The sequence below is a fragment of the Methylococcus mesophilus genome (genome assembly GCF_026247885.1).
Lineage (GTDB): Bacteria > Pseudomonadota > Gammaproteobacteria > Methylococcales > Methylococcaceae > Methylococcus > Methylococcus mesophilus.
Map to the genome: position 1 here is coordinate 2,978,394 of NZ_CP110921.1, position 14,983 is coordinate 2,993,376.

Below are 14,983 nucleotides of genomic sequence, written 5' to 3' on the forward strand. Positions count from 1 at the left end.
TGCGGCATTGAGCGCTGGAGATGCACGAAGTACGCCGATTCGGCTTGCCTTCCGCCACCTTGCTGGTGGTGGCCAGCATGGTTGGTTCCGGCGTTTTCACGACCGGTGGTTTCCTGCTGGAGACGCTGCGATCGCCCTGGCTGGCTTTGCTGGCCTGGCTGGCGGGCGGAGCGATCGCCGCCTGCGGCGCCCTGAGCTACGGCGCGCTGGCGCAGCGCTTTCCGGAGTCGGGAGGAGAATACCTGTTCCTGTCCCGGACCCTGCATCCCGCCGCCGGCAACGTGGCCGGATGGGTGTCCCTGGTGGTCGGTTTTTCCGCGCCCATGGCTGCCGCCGCCTACGGTTTGGGCGAGTACCTGGCTCCCTGGACGCCCTGGCATGCGCCTCAGCTGACAGGAACGCTGCTGCTGGTCGCCGTCGCCTTGCTCCACGGCGCACACGGCCCGGTGGGTACCGGGGTGCAGAACTTCGCCGTCGCGTTCAAGCTCGTGCTCATCGCGGGCTTCGTTCTGCTGGCCTGGCCGCGTTTGGCCGTCGCGCCGTTCGCCACCGGATCGGGCGAAGGCGCCGGCCTCGGCACCTTCTTTTCCTCGCTCATCTGGGTCTCGTTCAGTTATTCCGGCTGGAACGCCGCCGTCTACCTCGGTGGCGAAGTGCGCGATCCCGAACGCAGCCTGCCGCGGGCGCTCCTGCTGGGTACCGGCCTGGTCACCGTCCTTTATCTGGCGCTGAATACCGCGTTCATGTTTTCCGCCGCTCCCGAGGCTCTGGCGGGCAAAGCGGATATAGGGCGCGTTGCGGCATTCGCGCTGGGCGGCCCGGTCTGGGCGGATTTTTTGACCCTGCTGGTGGCTTTCGCCCTTTCCCTCTCGGTCTCGGCCATGATGATGGCCGGTCCCCGCGTCAGCGCGTGTATGGCGCGGGACGGGTATCTCCCGCCCTGGTTATCGCTCCATGAGGACGGCGCGCCCAAGCGTGCGACGTTCCTGCAATGCGCCCTGTCTTTGGCGCTGCTATGGAGCGCGGGCTTCAAGGAATTGCTGACCTATACCGGCTTTACCCTCGGGTTGAGCACCGCGGCGACGGTCTTCGGCCTGATCCGGCTGCGGCTCAAGGAAGGCGATGCCTGCCCGGTCATCGGCTGGCCCTGGGCACCGCTGGTCTACCTGCTGGCGGTCCTCGCCATGACCGCCGCTGCCTTGGTCCGCCAGCCGCAGGCCGCCCTCTGGGGGCTTGCCACACTGCCGGCGGTTTGGGGGCTTTTGCGCATGGGTGCCATCTGGTCCGGAAACGCCCGGTCAGAAACCTGATAGGCCGGTGCCGGCCCCGGTTGACGGACTTCCCGGGTAAAATGGCGGCATCGAAACCAAAAATCGCGCAGACGTCGCCGAAAGACATGCCAAGAAAGACCAGCCCCGATTCCAACAAACTCGACCGCATCGTCGCCGAAGCCCGCCGCAGCCAGGAGGAGCGGGAGCGCGGCTACCGCGAGCGGGCGCTCAAGATGTATCCCTGGGTGTGCGGACGCTGCGCCCGCGAATTCAACCACAAGAACCTGCGGGAACTCACGGTTCACCATCGCGACCACAATCACGACAACAACCCTGCCGATGGCAGCATCTGGGAATTGCTGTGTCTGTACTGTCACGACAACGAACATCAACGCTACCTCACTGCGGATCTGACCGGCAAAGTCGAGGCCGGGGCGCGGCAGGGTTCGACGCTGACCCACAATGCCTTCGCCGGCCTGGCCGATCTGCTGAAGGGGCAGAAGTAAACCATGGCGGTGGAAAGCGAGGCGCGGCTGGTCGACATCGAAACCAAGCTCGCCTACCTGGAAGACACGGTTCTTGCCTTGAATGACGTGGTTACTCGGCAGCAGAAGCAGATCGATCAGTTCGAAACCAAGATCCGGTTGCTGGTCGAGCGCGTGCAGCAAATGTCGATTCTGGCCGAGACGGCTGCTCCGGCGGCGGACGAAAAGCCGCCTCACTATTGAGCCAGGCCCATGATCGGGGCCTGCCGGAGCACCGTGGTGCTGTGCCTCGGGATTGGCAGAGAGCGGCCTCGCGCTTTTGACGGATGAGGGCGCAACAAATCACCGGGATGACTGACAGACAATGCATTGGATCGCCCCCACCGAAAAAGACACCGCTTCGACCACCCTCGAAAAACGCCTCTGGGACGCCGCCGACCAATTCCGCGCCAATTCGGGTCTGAAGGCCCAGGAGTATTCCGGTCCCATCCTCGGCCTCATTTTTCTGCGCTTTGCCGAGGCCCGCTTTGCTACCCAACGCGCCAAGCTTGAAGATGCAGGCGCCAGTTCGCGGCGCGGCAGCCGGGTCGATGAGCCCATCGCCTACCACGCCGCAGGCATTCTCTACCTCGCGCCCGAAGCGCGCTTCGACACCCTGCTCAAGCTGCCCGAGGGCATCGATGTCGGCGCCAACGTCAACAACGCCATGCGCGCCATCGAGAAGCACAATCCTCAGCTCGCCGGCGTCTTGCCCAAGACCTATAACCTCTTCACCAGCACGCTGCTCAAGGAGCTGTTCAAGAAGGTCTCGGAAATCCCCGCCGGCGCGGATTACGACGCCTTCGGCCGCATCTACGAATACTTCCTCGGCGAATTCGCCCGCACCGAGGGCCAGAAAGGCGGCGAGTTCTACACGCCCAGCAGCATCGTCAAGCTGCTCACCGAAATCATCGAGCCCTTCCACGGCCGCATCCTCGACCCCGCCTGCGGCTCCGGCGGCATGTTCGTGCAGTCGGCGCGCTTCGTCGCCGAGCATCAGAAGAATCCCGCCGCCGAACTGGCGATTTGCGGCGTCGAAAAGACCGACGAAACCGGCAGGTTGTGCCGCCTCAACCTCGCCATCCACGGGCTCGAAGGCGACATCCGCCACGGCGGCCAGGTCAACAGCTACTACGACGATCCCCACGACGCTTGTCTCCCCTCTCCCTCTGGGAGAGGGGTCGGGGGTGAGGGCGGGGCTTTCGACTTCGTCCTCGCCAATCCGCCGTTCAACGTCAACGCCGTGGACAAGGAAAGGCTCAAGGACCTGGTCGGCCCCGGCCGCCGCTTTCCCTTCGGCCTGCCCCGCACCGACAACGCCAACTACCTGTGGATACAGCTCTTCTACTCATCGCTGAACGAGCAGGGCCGTGCCGGCTTCGTCATGGCAAACTCGGCCTCCGATGCCCGCGCCTCGGAGCAGGACATCCGCCAGAAACTCGTCGAATCCCGCGCCGTGGACGTGATGGTCGCCGTCGGCCCCAACTTCTTCTACAACGTCACCCTGCCCTGCACCCTATGGTTCCTCGACCGGGGCAAAGCAAATCCCCCCTCCCCTGAGAAGGGGAGGCCGGGAGGGGTTTCTCGCGCCGACACCGTACTCTTCATCGACGCCCGCCACATCTACCGCCAAGTGGATCGCGCCCATCGCGACTGGACACCCGCGCAGATCGGCTTCATCGCCAACCTCGTGCGACTGTATCGCGGCGAAGCGCTGGATTTCACCCTCGGCGGCGAAGAGGCCAAGGCCAAGATCGAGGAAGTCTTCAGTTTCCCTTATCCTGCTGGTGGGGATGAGGGCGCCTGCGGCGTCGCGTACCGCGACATTGCAGGCCTATGCAAGGCGGCGGCGCTGAAGGAAATCGAAGCCCAGGGTTGGTCCCTCAACCCCGGCCGCTACGTCGGCGTCGCGCCGGGCGAGGAGGTGAGCGACGAGGATTTCAAGGAACAGCTCGAAGAGCTGAATGAGGAGTTGGAGGCGCTGAATGCCCGGGCGCGGGAACTGGAGCAGATCATCGCCGCGAATGTGGTGGAGATTCTGGATTCTTGATGATGAACTCTAACTCGACATTCTGGCGGCGTTTGCCAATCGTTGAACTTTGTGAGGCGCACGTTGATTGCCTTAATCGGACGGCACCAGTTGTGAGTGAAGTTACGCCGTTCAAGATGCTACGCACTACAAATGTTCGCAACGGTTATATTGACGTTGAGAACGTTCGATATGTGACCGCAGAGACCTATAAGAAGTGGACGAGACGGCTTGTTCCGAGGCGCAATGACATCATCCTAACGCGCGAGGCACCACTTGGCGATGTGGGCAAAATACGCACGGACGATCGTGTGTTTCTTGGACAACGTCTGTATCACTTCCGTCCTGACCCTCAGAAGCTGGACGCAGATTTCCTTCTATATTCATTGCTTGGCGATGATTTACAAGGGCAAATCAAAGGGTTCGGTTCGGGGGCGACGGTCGAGCATATGCGGCTCCAAGACATTCCCAGTTTAGAGGTCAACGTTCCCCCGCTTCCCGTTCAGAAACGCATCGCAGGCATCCTGTCGGCCTACGACGAACTCATTGAAAACTGCCAGCGGCGCATCAAGATTCTGGAAACGATGGCCCGCGCCCTCTACCGCGAGTGGTTCGTCCACTTCCGCTTCCCTGGCTACGAAAATTATCCCCCCGTCGCCTCCTCTCTCGGCGAGATTCCGCAGGGGTGGGAGGTGAAGACTCTTCCCGAATGCGTGAAAATCAATCCCCGAGTGGCAATACCACGGGAGGGCGTGAAACCGTTTGTTCCAATGAGTTGCCTATCAAACGACTCGATGCTCGTTACTGACTTCGAAACCCGCGAGGGCAACAGTGGCAGCAAGTTTCAGAACGGCGATACGCTCTTTGCTCGAATCACTCCGTGTTTGGAGAATGGCAAGACGGGCTTTGTCCAATTCTTACCTGATTCAAAGGCCGTAGCGTTCGGTTCGACGGAGTTTATCGTCTTACGGTCTCGGACCCTTACTCCGGAATTGGTTTACTTGCTGGCGCGCAGCGACGAGTTTCGTAACGTCGCTATCAAGAGCATGACCGGTGCGTCTGGGCGTCAACGCGTGCAAGAACAATGTTTCCATGAATACCTTGTTATGCAGCCACCGGACGCCTTGCTCGACCATTTCTCGGCTATCGTCGCTCCGAGTTTCCGTCTTATCCACAGACTACAGCTACAAATCCAAAACCTCCGCAGCACCCGCGACCTCCTGCTGCCGCGCCTGCTCTCCGGCCAAGTCGAACTTCGCGAACAGGTTACCGCATGACCGAAGCTGAGTTGAACGCGTTACTCCTCGTGCGCTCCGAGAATGAACACGTCGAATTCAAGTAGGCCAAGAGCCATTTCCACTTCGAGAAATTGGTCGATTACTGCGTGGCGCTCGCCAACGAGGGTGGTGGCCGCATCGTTCTGGGCGTCACCGACAAACCGCCCCGCAAGGCGGTGGGCACTCAGGCTTTCGAAATGCCCGAGAAAACGGTCGCCGGTATCCATGAGCGGATTCACCTCCGGGGGCTGTGGCATGAGATTCCGCACACGGACGGTCGTGTGCTGGTGTTCGAGGTGCCGTCACGAACCGTTGGGCATCCGCTGCACTATGACGGCCGCTACTGGATGCGCGCCGGTGAGGACCTGGTGCCGATGACGCCCGATCAGCTGAAACGCATCATCGACGAGGGTAAGCCGGAATTCATCGATCAGCCGGCGCGGAGCCGTTGTACCGAGGAAGAGGTGGTTTCACTGCTGGATGTGCAAGGCTATTTCGATCTGCGCAAACGGCCCTTGCCATCGACTCGCGCCGAAGTACTCGATACGCTCGTCGGGAAAGGTTTCGTTCGCCGGGAGGACGGCCTTTTCACCATTACCAACCTGGGCGCGCTGCTGCTTGCCAAGCGGCTGACCGACTTTGAGCCGGTCGCGCGGAAAGGCGTCCGGCTGATCGTCTATGACGGAATTTCCAAGCAGCAAGTCCGCGACGGCAAGGATATTACCGGGCAGAAGGGCTATGCGGTCGGCTTCGAGGGTTTGGTCAACTATGTGTACGAGCATTTGCCGGCCAGCGAGGAAATCGCTGCGGCGCTGCGGACCACGACTTACGCCTATCCGTTAAAGGCGATTCGCGAAGTCATCGGCAATGCCATCGTGCACCAGGACTTGACTCAACAAGGTACGGGCATAACGGTGGAGATTTACGATGACCGGCTCGAGATGACCAATCCCGGCTTGCCGGTGTTGCCGCTCGATCGCTTCATCGACGAAAACCAGTCGCGCAATGAACGTTTTGCCGATGCTCTCCGGCAACTGGGCATTTGCGAGGAGCGAGGATATGGCATGGACGCCGTGGTGATGCAGATCGAATTGCACCAATTGCCATCTTATTCTTGCCGCCTGGGAACGCGCCACACGACCGTCATGCTTTCCCGTTACAAGCCGCTGAAAGACTTGTCCCCCGAGGAGAGGGTCAATGCCGTCTACCAGCACTGTGTTTTGAGGTACGTAACGAACCAGATCACCAACAACGAGTCGATCCGCCAGCGATTCAAGATCGACAAGAAGAACGCCGCTATCGCCTCCAGACTTCTGGGGGAAGCTGTTGCCGCGCAAAGGATTCGCCCATCCGATCCCGACGCGGCGTCCAAGCTCATGCGGTATGTGCCTTACTGGGCGTAGAGGATTTGCTTGATGCGATTGGCGAGTTCAAAGCCGATGGCGACGTATGCTTATGTTATTTATTGAAATATTTCTTTGACGGGTATTTGATTGGTCAGACGGGTATTGGCAGGAGACTTCCATGATGGAATGTCTCCAAGATGCCCTTAAGTCGGCCTACCGCCTTGACTTTATGAGCAATTTTTCTTTGATTGATCTTTGATGGACGCTCGATCGCAACGATATGAGCCCCCACGCCGACACCGAAGACCAACTCGTCGAACAGCCAGCCATCGGGCTATTTGCCGCGCGCGGTCGGCAGACTTGCGCGGTTTTCACCGAACGCTGAACCTCATGCTCGACATCCTCCCGCTTCCCGCCGATTACGCCGCTTGGCTCGCCGAGCTGAAGGCCCGCATCCACGCCGCCCAGCAGCGGGCGGCGCTGGCGGTCAACCGCGAATTGGTGCTGCTGTACTGGCAGATCGGCCGCGACATCCTCGATCGGCAGGACCGCGAGGGCTGGGGGGCGAAGGTGATCGAACGGCTGGCGCAGGACTTGCGCAATGCCTTTCTGGACATGAAGGGTTTTTCGCCGCGCAACCTGAAGTACATGCGCGCCTTCGCCGAGGCGCGGCCAGATGCCGAATTTGTGCAAGGGGTGCTTGCACAATTGCGTTCAAGGCATCTCGTCACCAGCCTCCGGCGGGGCTTCGGGGCTGGCGGTGAGCCAGGTATCGAAGGCGGAGAGGTCGCCCCGCGCCTGCCGCTCGCGAAAATAGGCTTCAGTCTTGAGGGCGGACACTTTTTCCGCGATGGCCATGACGAAGAACTGGTTCATGGAAACATGCTCCTCCTCGGCCACTTGGCGGGCGTAGGCGAGGAGCGAATCGGGAACTCGCAATGCGTAATTGGCCATCAGGTTTTCTCCTCGTTCAGTTGCCGCAGGAACGCGCCGGGGGTCATGACCGGCATGCGGAAATCCGCAGCGGCGGCGAAATCGCCGACATTCAGTGTGACCAGCCCGTCGGCGCGGCCGTTCAGCGCGGTTTCCAACACCATTTCGTCGGCCGGATCGCGCAGTTGCGGGCGCCACAGGTAATGTAAATGCACCGGCTCGACCAGCAGGCAGAGGGCATCGAGAAAGGCGCCGTTCATGGCGATGTTGCGCCCGCTGGCGGCGAGATGTTCCGGCCGGTTGAGCACCGCTTCGTATTCGAGCATCAACGGTACCGATACCAACGCTTTGTACCGTCCATCCCTCAGGGCTTGCAGCAAGGCGAACGATGCACCCAGCCGACTGCGGGAAGCTGCAACGAGGACGTTAGTGTCGAGCACGACGCGCGGTATAGTCATATTGTCGATGATATTTGCATGATACAGGAAGTCAATGCATGAGCACCCATGCCTACAGCGAATCCCATTTGGTTGAGCAGCCTGCCATCGGGCTGTTTGCCACGCTGGGCTGGGAGACGGTGTCGGCGATGGAGGAAATTTTCGGCTCGGCAGGCACGCTGGCGCGCGAGACCAAGGGCGAGGTCGTGCTGGTGGGCCGATTGCGTGTGGCGCTGACCCGGCTCAACCCTGCACTGCCACCTGAGGCGATAGACGCAGCCATCGATGAACTGACCCGCGACCGTTCGGCGATGAGCCTGGAGGCCGCGAACCGGGAGGTGTATCGGCTGCTCAAGGAAGGCATCACGGTGTCGGTGCCCGACCGCACCCTCACCCTCACCCTCACCCTCACCCTCACCCTCACCCCCGGCCCCTCTCCCTCACCCTCACCCCCGGCCCCTCTCCCAAAGGGAGAGGGGAAGAAAAGGTGCGTCTGCGCGTGGTGGATTGGGAGCATCCGGAGAACAACGACTTCCTGCTCGTCAGCCAGTTCAGCGTGACCGGCGCGCTCTACACCTGCCGGCCCGACTTGGTTGGTTTCGTCAACGGCTTGCCGTGGGTGGTGATCGAACTGAAGAAGCCGGGCGTGTCGGCGCGCGCGGCGTTCGACGAAAACCTCACCCACTACAAGCGGGAGATTCCCCAGCTGTTCTGGCACAACGCGTTCCTGATCGCCTCCAACGGCACCGACAGCCGCGTCGGCTCGCTCACCGCGGACTGGGATCGGTTTTTCGAGTGGAAGCGCATCGAGTGCGAGGACGAGTCGCGCCGCGTGTCGCTGGAAGTGATGCTGCGCGGCACCTGTGACCTAAAGCGCCTGCTCGATCTGGTCGAGAATTTCACCCTGTTCTCCGAGCACAAGGCCGGGTTGGTCAAGATCATCGGCCAGAACCACCAGTTCCTCGGCGTGAACAACGCGCTTCGCTCCATGCTGGAAGCGCGGAAGCTGGGCCACGGGCGGGGCGGTGTGTTCTGGCAGACGCAGGGCAGCGGCAAGAGCTTCTCCATGGTGTTCTTCGCCCAGAAGGTGCTGCGCAAGCTGGCCGGCAACTGGACTTTCGTGGTCGTCACCGACCGCATCGAGCTGGATGAGCAGATCGCCAAGACCTTCAAGACCACCGGCTCGGTGTCGGAAGCCGAGGGCGATGCCTGCCACGCCGCCAGTGGTGCGCATCTGCGCGAGCTGCTGCGCGGCAACCACCGCTACGTTTTTACGCTGATCCATAAGTTTCGTCCCGAAACACCCTCATCCCCAGCCCTTCTCCCAGAGGGAGAAGGGGGCACAATGCCGGTGCTCTGTGATCGGTCCGACGTGATCGTTCTGACTGACGAGGCGCACCGCAGCCAGTACGACACGCTGGCGCTCAACATGCGCGCCGCGCTGCCCAAGGCGATGTTCCTGGCCTTTACCGGCACGCCGCTGATCGCCGGGGAGGAGCGTACCAAGGAGGTGTTCGGCGACTACGTCTCGATCTACGACTTCCAGCAGTCCATCGAGGACGGCGCCACCGTGCCGCTGTTCTATGAGAACCGCACGCCGGAATTGCAGCTCACCAACCCGGACCTGAACGACGACATCTACCGGCTGATCGAGGACGCCGAACTCGACCCCGAACAGGAAGCCAGGCTCGAGCGCGAGCTCGCCCGCCAGTATCACCTCCTGACCCGCGACGACCGGCTGGAAACCGTGGCGCAGGACATCGTGCGGCACTTTCTCGGGCGCGGGTTTTTAGGCAAGGCCATGGTGGTCTCCATCGACAAGGCGACTGCCCTCAGGATTCACGACAAGGTGAGGAAACATTGGGCCGCGGAAACCTCGGGGGTGCGCCAGGCATTGGGCGAGCTGGCCCACTTGCCGCGTGGGGAGGGCAGCCCGGAGCAGGCGCGGCGTGACCTGAGGGTGGTCGAGCTGAAGGCACGCCTCGCGGTCTTGAGCAACACCGACATGGCGGTGATCGTTTCGCCTGGGCAGAACGAAATCCAGCATATGCAGAAGCTCGGGCTCGACATCGAACCGCACCGCAAGCGTATGAACGAATCCCAGCCGGGGCTGGACGAGAAGTTCAAGGACACCGAAGACCCGTTGCGCCTGGTGTTCGTCTGCGCCATGTGGCTGACCGGCTTCGACGCGCCGAGCTGTTCGACGGTGTACCTCGACAAGCCCATGCGCAACCACACGCTCATGCAGACCATTGCCCGCGCCAACCGCGTTTTTCCCGGCAAGCACAGCGGCGTGATCGTCGATTACGCCAACGTCTTCGCTTCGCTGGAACAGGCGCTGGCGATCTACGGTGCCGGCAAGGGCGGCAAGAGCCCGGTCAAGGACAAGCAGCAACTGGTCGAGGAGCTGCGCAACGCGGTAGTGGATGCCACGGAATTCTGCGCCCGCCATGGCGTGGAGCTGGCCGCGATCGAGACTCTGGCTGGCGGCGGTCTGGAGCGCTTGCAGAGCATCGAAGACGCGATGAACGCGCTGATCTCCCCCGACCCGCTGCGGCGCGAGTTTTTCGGCCATGAGCGGCTGGTGAGCACGCTGTATCGGGCGGTGAAGCCCGATCCGGCAGTTCTGGAGTTCGCCGGCCGCGTGGCCTGTCTTTCGACGTTGGCTGAATCCATTCGAGCCAAGCAGAGCCCGAATCCGCCGGATATCTCGCAGGTGATGGCCGGCATCAACACGCTGCTCGACCAATCGATTACCGGCCACGCAATCCGCGAGTCGGGGCCGCCGCCGCTCGACCTATCGAAGATCAACTTCGAGGCGCTGGCACAGCGATTCAAGCAGTCCAAGCACAAAAACACCGACCTCGAGGTGCTCAAGGCGGCCATCCGCGCCAAGCTGGAAAAGCTGATCCAGTTCAACCGTACCCGTGCCGACTTCGCCGAGAAATTCGAGGAACTGATCGAAAGCTACAACGCGGGCAGCCGAAGCATCGAGGAACTGTTCGAGGAGCTGCTGAAGCTCTCCAACAGCCTGAATGACGAGGAACAGCGCCACGTGCGCGAGAACATGAGCGAGGAGGAGCTGGTCATCTTCGACATCCTCACCCGCCCTGCGCCGGAGCTCAGCACGGAGGAGCGCGCCGAAGTGAAAAAGGTGGCCCGTGATCTGCTGGCCCGCCTCAAGGATTTGCTGGTGCTGAACTGGCGGCAGAAATCGACGGCGCGCTCACAACTGAAGCTGACCATCGAAGACACTCTCGACACGGGACTGCCGCGTGCCTATACGCCGGAGCTGTACCGGCAGAAGTGCTCAGCCGTGTTCGAGCATGTGTACGAGAGCTACCCGGAGCGAAATGCCGGTGTTTATGCCTGTCTCCAGTGATGGCTGCACAGCGGTGGGCGGTGTGCCATGAGACAACAAAAAACCCGCTAAGCCTTGTAGCTCGCGGGTTCTGAGACGTCATGAGACGGGAGGGAGGCAGTCGAACTGTTTGTACAAGACAATGATTTTATGATGAATTTGTCTATGTAGATTTTTCGTATGCCCCCAAATATGCCCCCACATCATCGATGCTACCCTTCAAAGGCGTTCAACTTTGGCGCCGAAACTTGCGCCGCTGGGGGTGCAGGAGGGTCGATGCCGGTTTCCCGGCATCATTGTGGTAGGTGCCACGCCCGCGCGAAATCCTCAGTTACAAATGTGTCGCTAGGAGTTCCTTTACGATGCGTTCTTCGGTGTATCTAAGGTTGCAATGCCAAATTCGGACTTGTTCTGACCCGTTGACCTGGATTCGAGGTCGATAGTCGCCGACGCCGAACAGCAAGAGATTTCGGTGATCTGTAGCTATTGCAGTCTGAACAGCGGTTCGGTAAGCGTCAATCTTGTTGACATACGCTTTCAGTCCGAGCCTCTCGCGATCTGCTTTGAGGTTAACAGAATCGGTCGGGCGATGAAGATACCAAGCACCATCATGAGAACTGATCTCAAACTGCAATAAACGCGATCTATCAATTTTATTAGTGAAGCGTTCGGCGCGCGCTCTTGCTTCGATGTACCACGGTTTTTGTGTCATATCGTCTCCTTGGTAGCGTCCAATTTTGACAGATGGCGACGGTAACCTTCAGTTTAATCCATCGCAGCGCCTCGGCATGCAGTTCGTGCCATAGAGAGCCGGAACGGTTCCGCTTTATGCTTTGGGAAGTGCGGATTCAAGAGTGGATTGGATACCTTGGATGGTGGTGTCCGCCGACATGAAGAAGAAAACAACAACAGCATATAGGGCCGAAATTCATCCGGAAACCGCGAGTGAGCCGAACCCGTGGCGATATACCCTCCAGGAAGGACCCACGTCAGTTGACGCGGCAAGAGCCGGGCGACGTGCTCCCAGTTGGTAGGATCGGGGTGATTGAGAATGCCGCACCGCCGCTTGGGTTGACGGTTTTTTTGATGATGAAGCCTGAACAGCCGATGCAGTCTATGAGTTCGGCAAGCCGCTGGCCGATGCTTTCAAGCTCTAGGTCGATTGCGTCTCTTGTCATGGTGTGCTGTCTTGGTTGTTGTTGATGTCGTGCGCGGGTCCTTCCCGAAGACTTACGCCATACGGGTGACGCACTGCGCGAGGTTTGGCTAGTCGCAGGGTTCCCATGGATTTCCTACCTATGCCACGTCCAACCCGCGTGGTTGCTGGGCTTCAACCACACCCCACAGGAAATTTGCCGAATTTCATTTCCTATGGCTCATGGCGGCTCATCCGCGTCCTGGCCGATGACGAACGGCCAGCGGATCACCCGCCGGGAGCGCCCTTCTGTGAAGGCGTCTGCTGTCCCGTCGCCTCGTGGTCGGATGGTAAGAAACTGGCTGGCCTTCAACAGCGTTCCGTCCTCGGCCACCAGGAAGCCGCGCCGCCATAGCTCAGTGAGGGAAATCGACTCAGGGATCATCGGACCACCTCGTAAGCTCCCAAGCGCAGACAGTACCGCTGCCGCAGATCGCCCATCAGTTCATCGGCGGAACATTCGCCCACGGCAACGCCGCCACCCTGGTCCGCCTTCAGGCGGAACCGGATCACGGCCCGGCGGTTTCGTGCATTACTCTCGGCTTCGATTTTTTTCGGGGTATCACAGGTATCAAGGGTGCAGCCCTTGTGCAGCAAGGCTTCCGGCTGATACCCCTGCTTTTTTGGTGAGGTATCAGAGGTATCAGGCAGGGGTGGGCGTGCCGATCTTGATACCCCTGATACCCTTGCTCCCTGCTTGGGGTATCGGCTGGAAGCCGCGCCATTCGTGGCTTGCACCCAAGATACCCTTGATACCTCTGTTTCGAGCAAAGTCAGAAGCGTTTCAAGCGTCATGGTCGCCCTCCAGCGTATCCGAAGCGATTGGATAGAGCTTCACGCCCCTGCCTCCGATCCGATAGAAACGCGCCCGCTTACCATCCGCTCCGGCCGCCGGTAGTGCCCCGACCTGCTCCAGCACGTCCAGCGCCCGCTTGAAGTCGAAGCCCTTCAGCGCCTCGCGCAGCCCGTCCGCCGTGAACAGATAGATGCGCCCGCCGGGCCCGTCCTTCCACCAGCCAGCCCGATCCCGAATCACTGGATCGTTTCCACCATCGGCGTAAGAAAAGCGGCCATCGCCGTGGCGATCTATGAACGCTGAAACCTGCTCCAGTACTTGCCGGCGTTCGTCGTTGCCCCGGCCACGTGCGGATCGCCATAACCGGAAGCCTTCCGCCGCCGCTTGGGTGGCATCGCCCAGCGCCCACGGCGTCACCTCGTACTCGGTCGCCAGCTCGCCGGCCAGCGCCAGCAGGGCGAACCGCGCCGCCGCCCGTTTGTCCTGGCCTTCTCCGGGATCGTCCCAGATCGGCAGGGCCTTGAGTCGTTCGAGGTAGGTACAGAAGTCGCGGGTATCGCGCGTGACTCGTTCCAGGAAGGCGCGCCCAGCATGGCCGTGGTGAACCGCCGCCGCCCGCTTGATCGCGTCAGACAGCGCCGCGCCGGACTCGAAGCCGTGCAGCGCGTCGAAGCATCCATGCGCCCGGCCCGCCGGCACATCCAGCAGCCGCACGCCCTGGCCCGCCTTGGCTCGGTGCCCGCCCTCGGCCATTGTGGTGGCGATGGTACGCTCGCCGCTGGACATGACCAGGCAGCGCCAGCGGACCACGCCCCGCGCACTGCCGCTTCGGCTGGCTCGCTGCTTACCCCGCCCGTTGCCCAAGGCATAAACGATTGCGCCCACCTCTCGGGGATCGCATTCCGAGATTTCATCCAACGCCAGCAGGCCATCATTGAATAGCGCCGCCGCGCCTTCCATGCCGTTCGCGGTCGCGCGCCAGCTTCGTTTGTAGCCCGGCCCGCCCCAGACGGAACAGGCAGCCTCAAGCAAGGTGGTCTTGCCGGTGGATGAGTCGCCGACGAAATGCAGCCCGCCGGACTCGGCGTTGCAGCGCGCCAACAGGGGGCCGGCGAAAGCGGCGGACAGCGCCAGCATCAGTAAGGGGTTACCGGCAGCTCGCCCGGCAATCTCGGTTTGCCAGCCATCCAGCGTGCCCGCTACCGTATACTCGTCGTGCCCGCGCTCGCCGGATTGGAAGATCACACCCGATGCGGACGGCCCGATCACGGTGTCCGGTAGCACGAACGACGAACCCGACCAGCCGGTTTGAAGTGCACAGGTGATGCGCAGCTTCGGGGTTACCGCTTGGAGATACTGCCCCAGCAGGCGGTGGGAGCCTGGGTCGATCTGCAAGCCCATCGCCAGCAGCTCGCCGCGCAGATCGGCACCATCAGCCCGCAGTAGCTCCATGGGCATGGCCCATTCCCGCCAGTGGCCCAAGGTGTTCTTGAACTGCAGCAGCCGCCCGAAATTGCCCTCGGCCGCATCATGGGTGATGGCCTCGACGTGCAGCGGTGAACAAACCCACTGGTCCGTGAGGGTGGCGGGCCCATCGTTCTTGCCGGGCTTGACGCCGAAGAACCAGACGCCGGGCCGATGCTTGCGCCCGCCGTGCTCGGTCCAGTCGTCCAACACTATGAACTTCGGACGCTCGGATTCGTTGGGAATGGGGGACCGGGCTTCGCCGTCCTCCGTCTCTGATACGGCTGATACGTCCGCACTTTCGCTGCCGTATCCGCTGGAATCCCCGTCGTCCGTGGCTTGCACGTCTG

The 14,983-nt window shown here is 61.4% G+C and carries 15 protein-coding genes and 1 pseudogene; 9 read left to right on the plus strand and 7 right to left on the minus strand.

Annotation, left to right across the window (positions count from 1 at the left end; genetic code table 11):
• Positions 1 to 20 precede the first annotated feature (20 nt).
• From OOT43_RS14175 to OOT43_RS14205, 7 genes and pseudogenes are all read left to right on the plus strand, one after another.
• Complete coding sequence (locus OOT43_RS14175; protein WP_266021218.1) at positions 21 to 1,310, plus strand: APC family permease; 1,290 nt, start codon at positions 21 to 23, stop codon at positions 1,308 to 1,310.
• Positions 1,311 to 1,396: 86 nt separating this feature from the next.
• Positions 1,397 to 1,777: a YajD family HNH nuclease gene (locus tag OOT43_RS14180; protein WP_266021219.1), complete on the plus strand. Its 381-nt coding sequence runs from the start codon at positions 1,397 to 1,399 to the stop codon at positions 1,775 to 1,777.
• Between the two features lie 3 nt (positions 1,778 to 1,780).
• A complete protein-coding gene (locus OOT43_RS14185) occupies positions 1,781 to 1,999 on the plus strand; it encodes a SlyX family protein (RefSeq protein ID WP_266021220.1) in 219 nt (72 codons plus the stop codon).
• A 121-nt stretch (positions 2,000 to 2,120) separates the two neighbouring features.
• Positions 2,121 to 3,845 (plus strand): type I restriction-modification system subunit M, encoded by a 1,725-nt coding sequence (locus OOT43_RS14190; protein ID WP_266021221.1) that lies wholly within the window; start codon positions 2,121 to 2,123, stop codon positions 3,843 to 3,845.
• Positions 3,845 to 5,101, plus strand: coding sequence for a restriction endonuclease subunit S (locus OOT43_RS14195; RefSeq protein ID WP_266021222.1), 1,257 nt, complete (start codon positions 3,845 to 3,847; stop codon positions 5,099 to 5,101). Before OOT43_RS14190 ends, OOT43_RS14195 begins: the two co-directional genes overlap by 1 nt.
• A gap of 92 nt (positions 5,102 to 5,193) precedes the next feature.
• On the plus strand, positions 5,194 to 6,504 hold the full coding sequence (locus OOT43_RS14200; protein ID WP_266021223.1) for an ATP-binding protein: 1,311 nt from the start codon (positions 5,194 to 5,196) through the stop codon (positions 6,502 to 6,504).
• 333 nt (positions 6,505 to 6,837) lie between these two features.
• A pseudogene (locus OOT43_RS14205) lies at positions 6,838 to 7,119 on the plus strand (DUF1016 N-terminal domain-containing protein); the annotation flags it as partial.
• Between the two features lie 42 nt (positions 7,120 to 7,161).
• Here the strand turns inward: OOT43_RS14205 and OOT43_RS14210 are convergent.
• Both OOT43_RS14210 and OOT43_RS14215 read right to left on the minus strand, forming a co-directional pair.
• Positions 7,162 to 7,401 (minus strand): toxin-antitoxin system HicB family antitoxin, encoded by a 240-nt coding sequence (locus OOT43_RS14210; RefSeq protein WP_266024982.1) that lies wholly within the window; start codon positions 7,399 to 7,401, stop codon positions 7,162 to 7,164.
• Entirely contained in the window at positions 7,401 to 7,838 is a 438-nt protein-coding gene (locus OOT43_RS14215) for a putative toxin-antitoxin system toxin component, PIN family (RefSeq protein ID WP_266021224.1), read from the minus strand. The genes OOT43_RS14210 and OOT43_RS14215 overlap by 1 nt, the downstream gene beginning before the upstream one ends.
• A gap of 38 nt (positions 7,839 to 7,876) precedes the next feature.
• Between OOT43_RS14215 and OOT43_RS14220 the strand changes: the two genes are divergently transcribed.
• Both OOT43_RS14220 and OOT43_RS14225 read left to right on the plus strand, forming a co-directional pair.
• A complete protein-coding gene (locus OOT43_RS14220; protein WP_266021225.1) occupies positions 7,877 to 8,377 on the plus strand; it encodes a type I restriction endonuclease in 501 nt (166 codons plus the stop codon).
• Positions 8,305 to 11,199 (plus strand): type I restriction endonuclease subunit R, encoded by a 2,895-nt coding sequence (locus OOT43_RS14225; protein WP_266021227.1) that lies wholly within the window; start codon positions 8,305 to 8,307, stop codon positions 11,197 to 11,199. Before OOT43_RS14220 ends, OOT43_RS14225 begins: the two co-directional genes overlap by 73 nt.
• 310 nt (positions 11,200 to 11,509) lie before the next feature.
• Here OOT43_RS14225 and OOT43_RS14230 read toward each other — a convergent pair whose 3' ends face one another.
• The 5 genes from OOT43_RS14230 to OOT43_RS14250 all read right to left on the minus strand — a co-directional run bounded on the left by OOT43_RS14230 (position 11,510) and on the right by OOT43_RS14250 (position 14,978).
• Positions 11,510 to 11,890 (minus strand): hypothetical protein, encoded by a 381-nt coding sequence (locus OOT43_RS14230; RefSeq protein WP_266021228.1) that lies wholly within the window; start codon positions 11,888 to 11,890, stop codon positions 11,510 to 11,512.
• Positions 11,891 to 12,167: 277 nt separating this feature from the next.
• Entirely contained in the window at positions 12,168 to 12,356 is a 189-nt protein-coding gene (locus tag OOT43_RS14235; RefSeq protein ID WP_266021229.1) for a hypothetical protein, read from the minus strand.
• A gap of 198 nt (positions 12,357 to 12,554) precedes the next feature.
• Positions 12,555 to 12,758, minus strand: a complete 204-nt coding sequence (locus OOT43_RS14240) for a hypothetical protein (RefSeq protein ID WP_266021230.1) — start codon at positions 12,756 to 12,758, stop codon at positions 12,555 to 12,557.
• Complete coding sequence (locus tag OOT43_RS14245; RefSeq protein ID WP_266021231.1) at positions 12,755 to 13,168, minus strand: hypothetical protein; 414 nt, start codon at positions 13,166 to 13,168, stop codon at positions 12,755 to 12,757. The genes OOT43_RS14240 and OOT43_RS14245 overlap by 4 nt, the downstream gene beginning before the upstream one ends.
• Positions 13,158 to 14,978 carry a DUF927 domain-containing protein gene (locus tag OOT43_RS14250; protein ID WP_266021232.1) on the minus strand — a complete coding sequence of 607 codons (1,821 nt, stop codon included), beginning with the start codon at positions 14,976 to 14,978 and terminating at the stop codon, positions 13,158 to 13,160. Before OOT43_RS14250 ends, OOT43_RS14245 begins: the two co-directional genes overlap by 11 nt.
• Positions 14,979 to 14,983 lie beyond the last annotated feature (5 nt).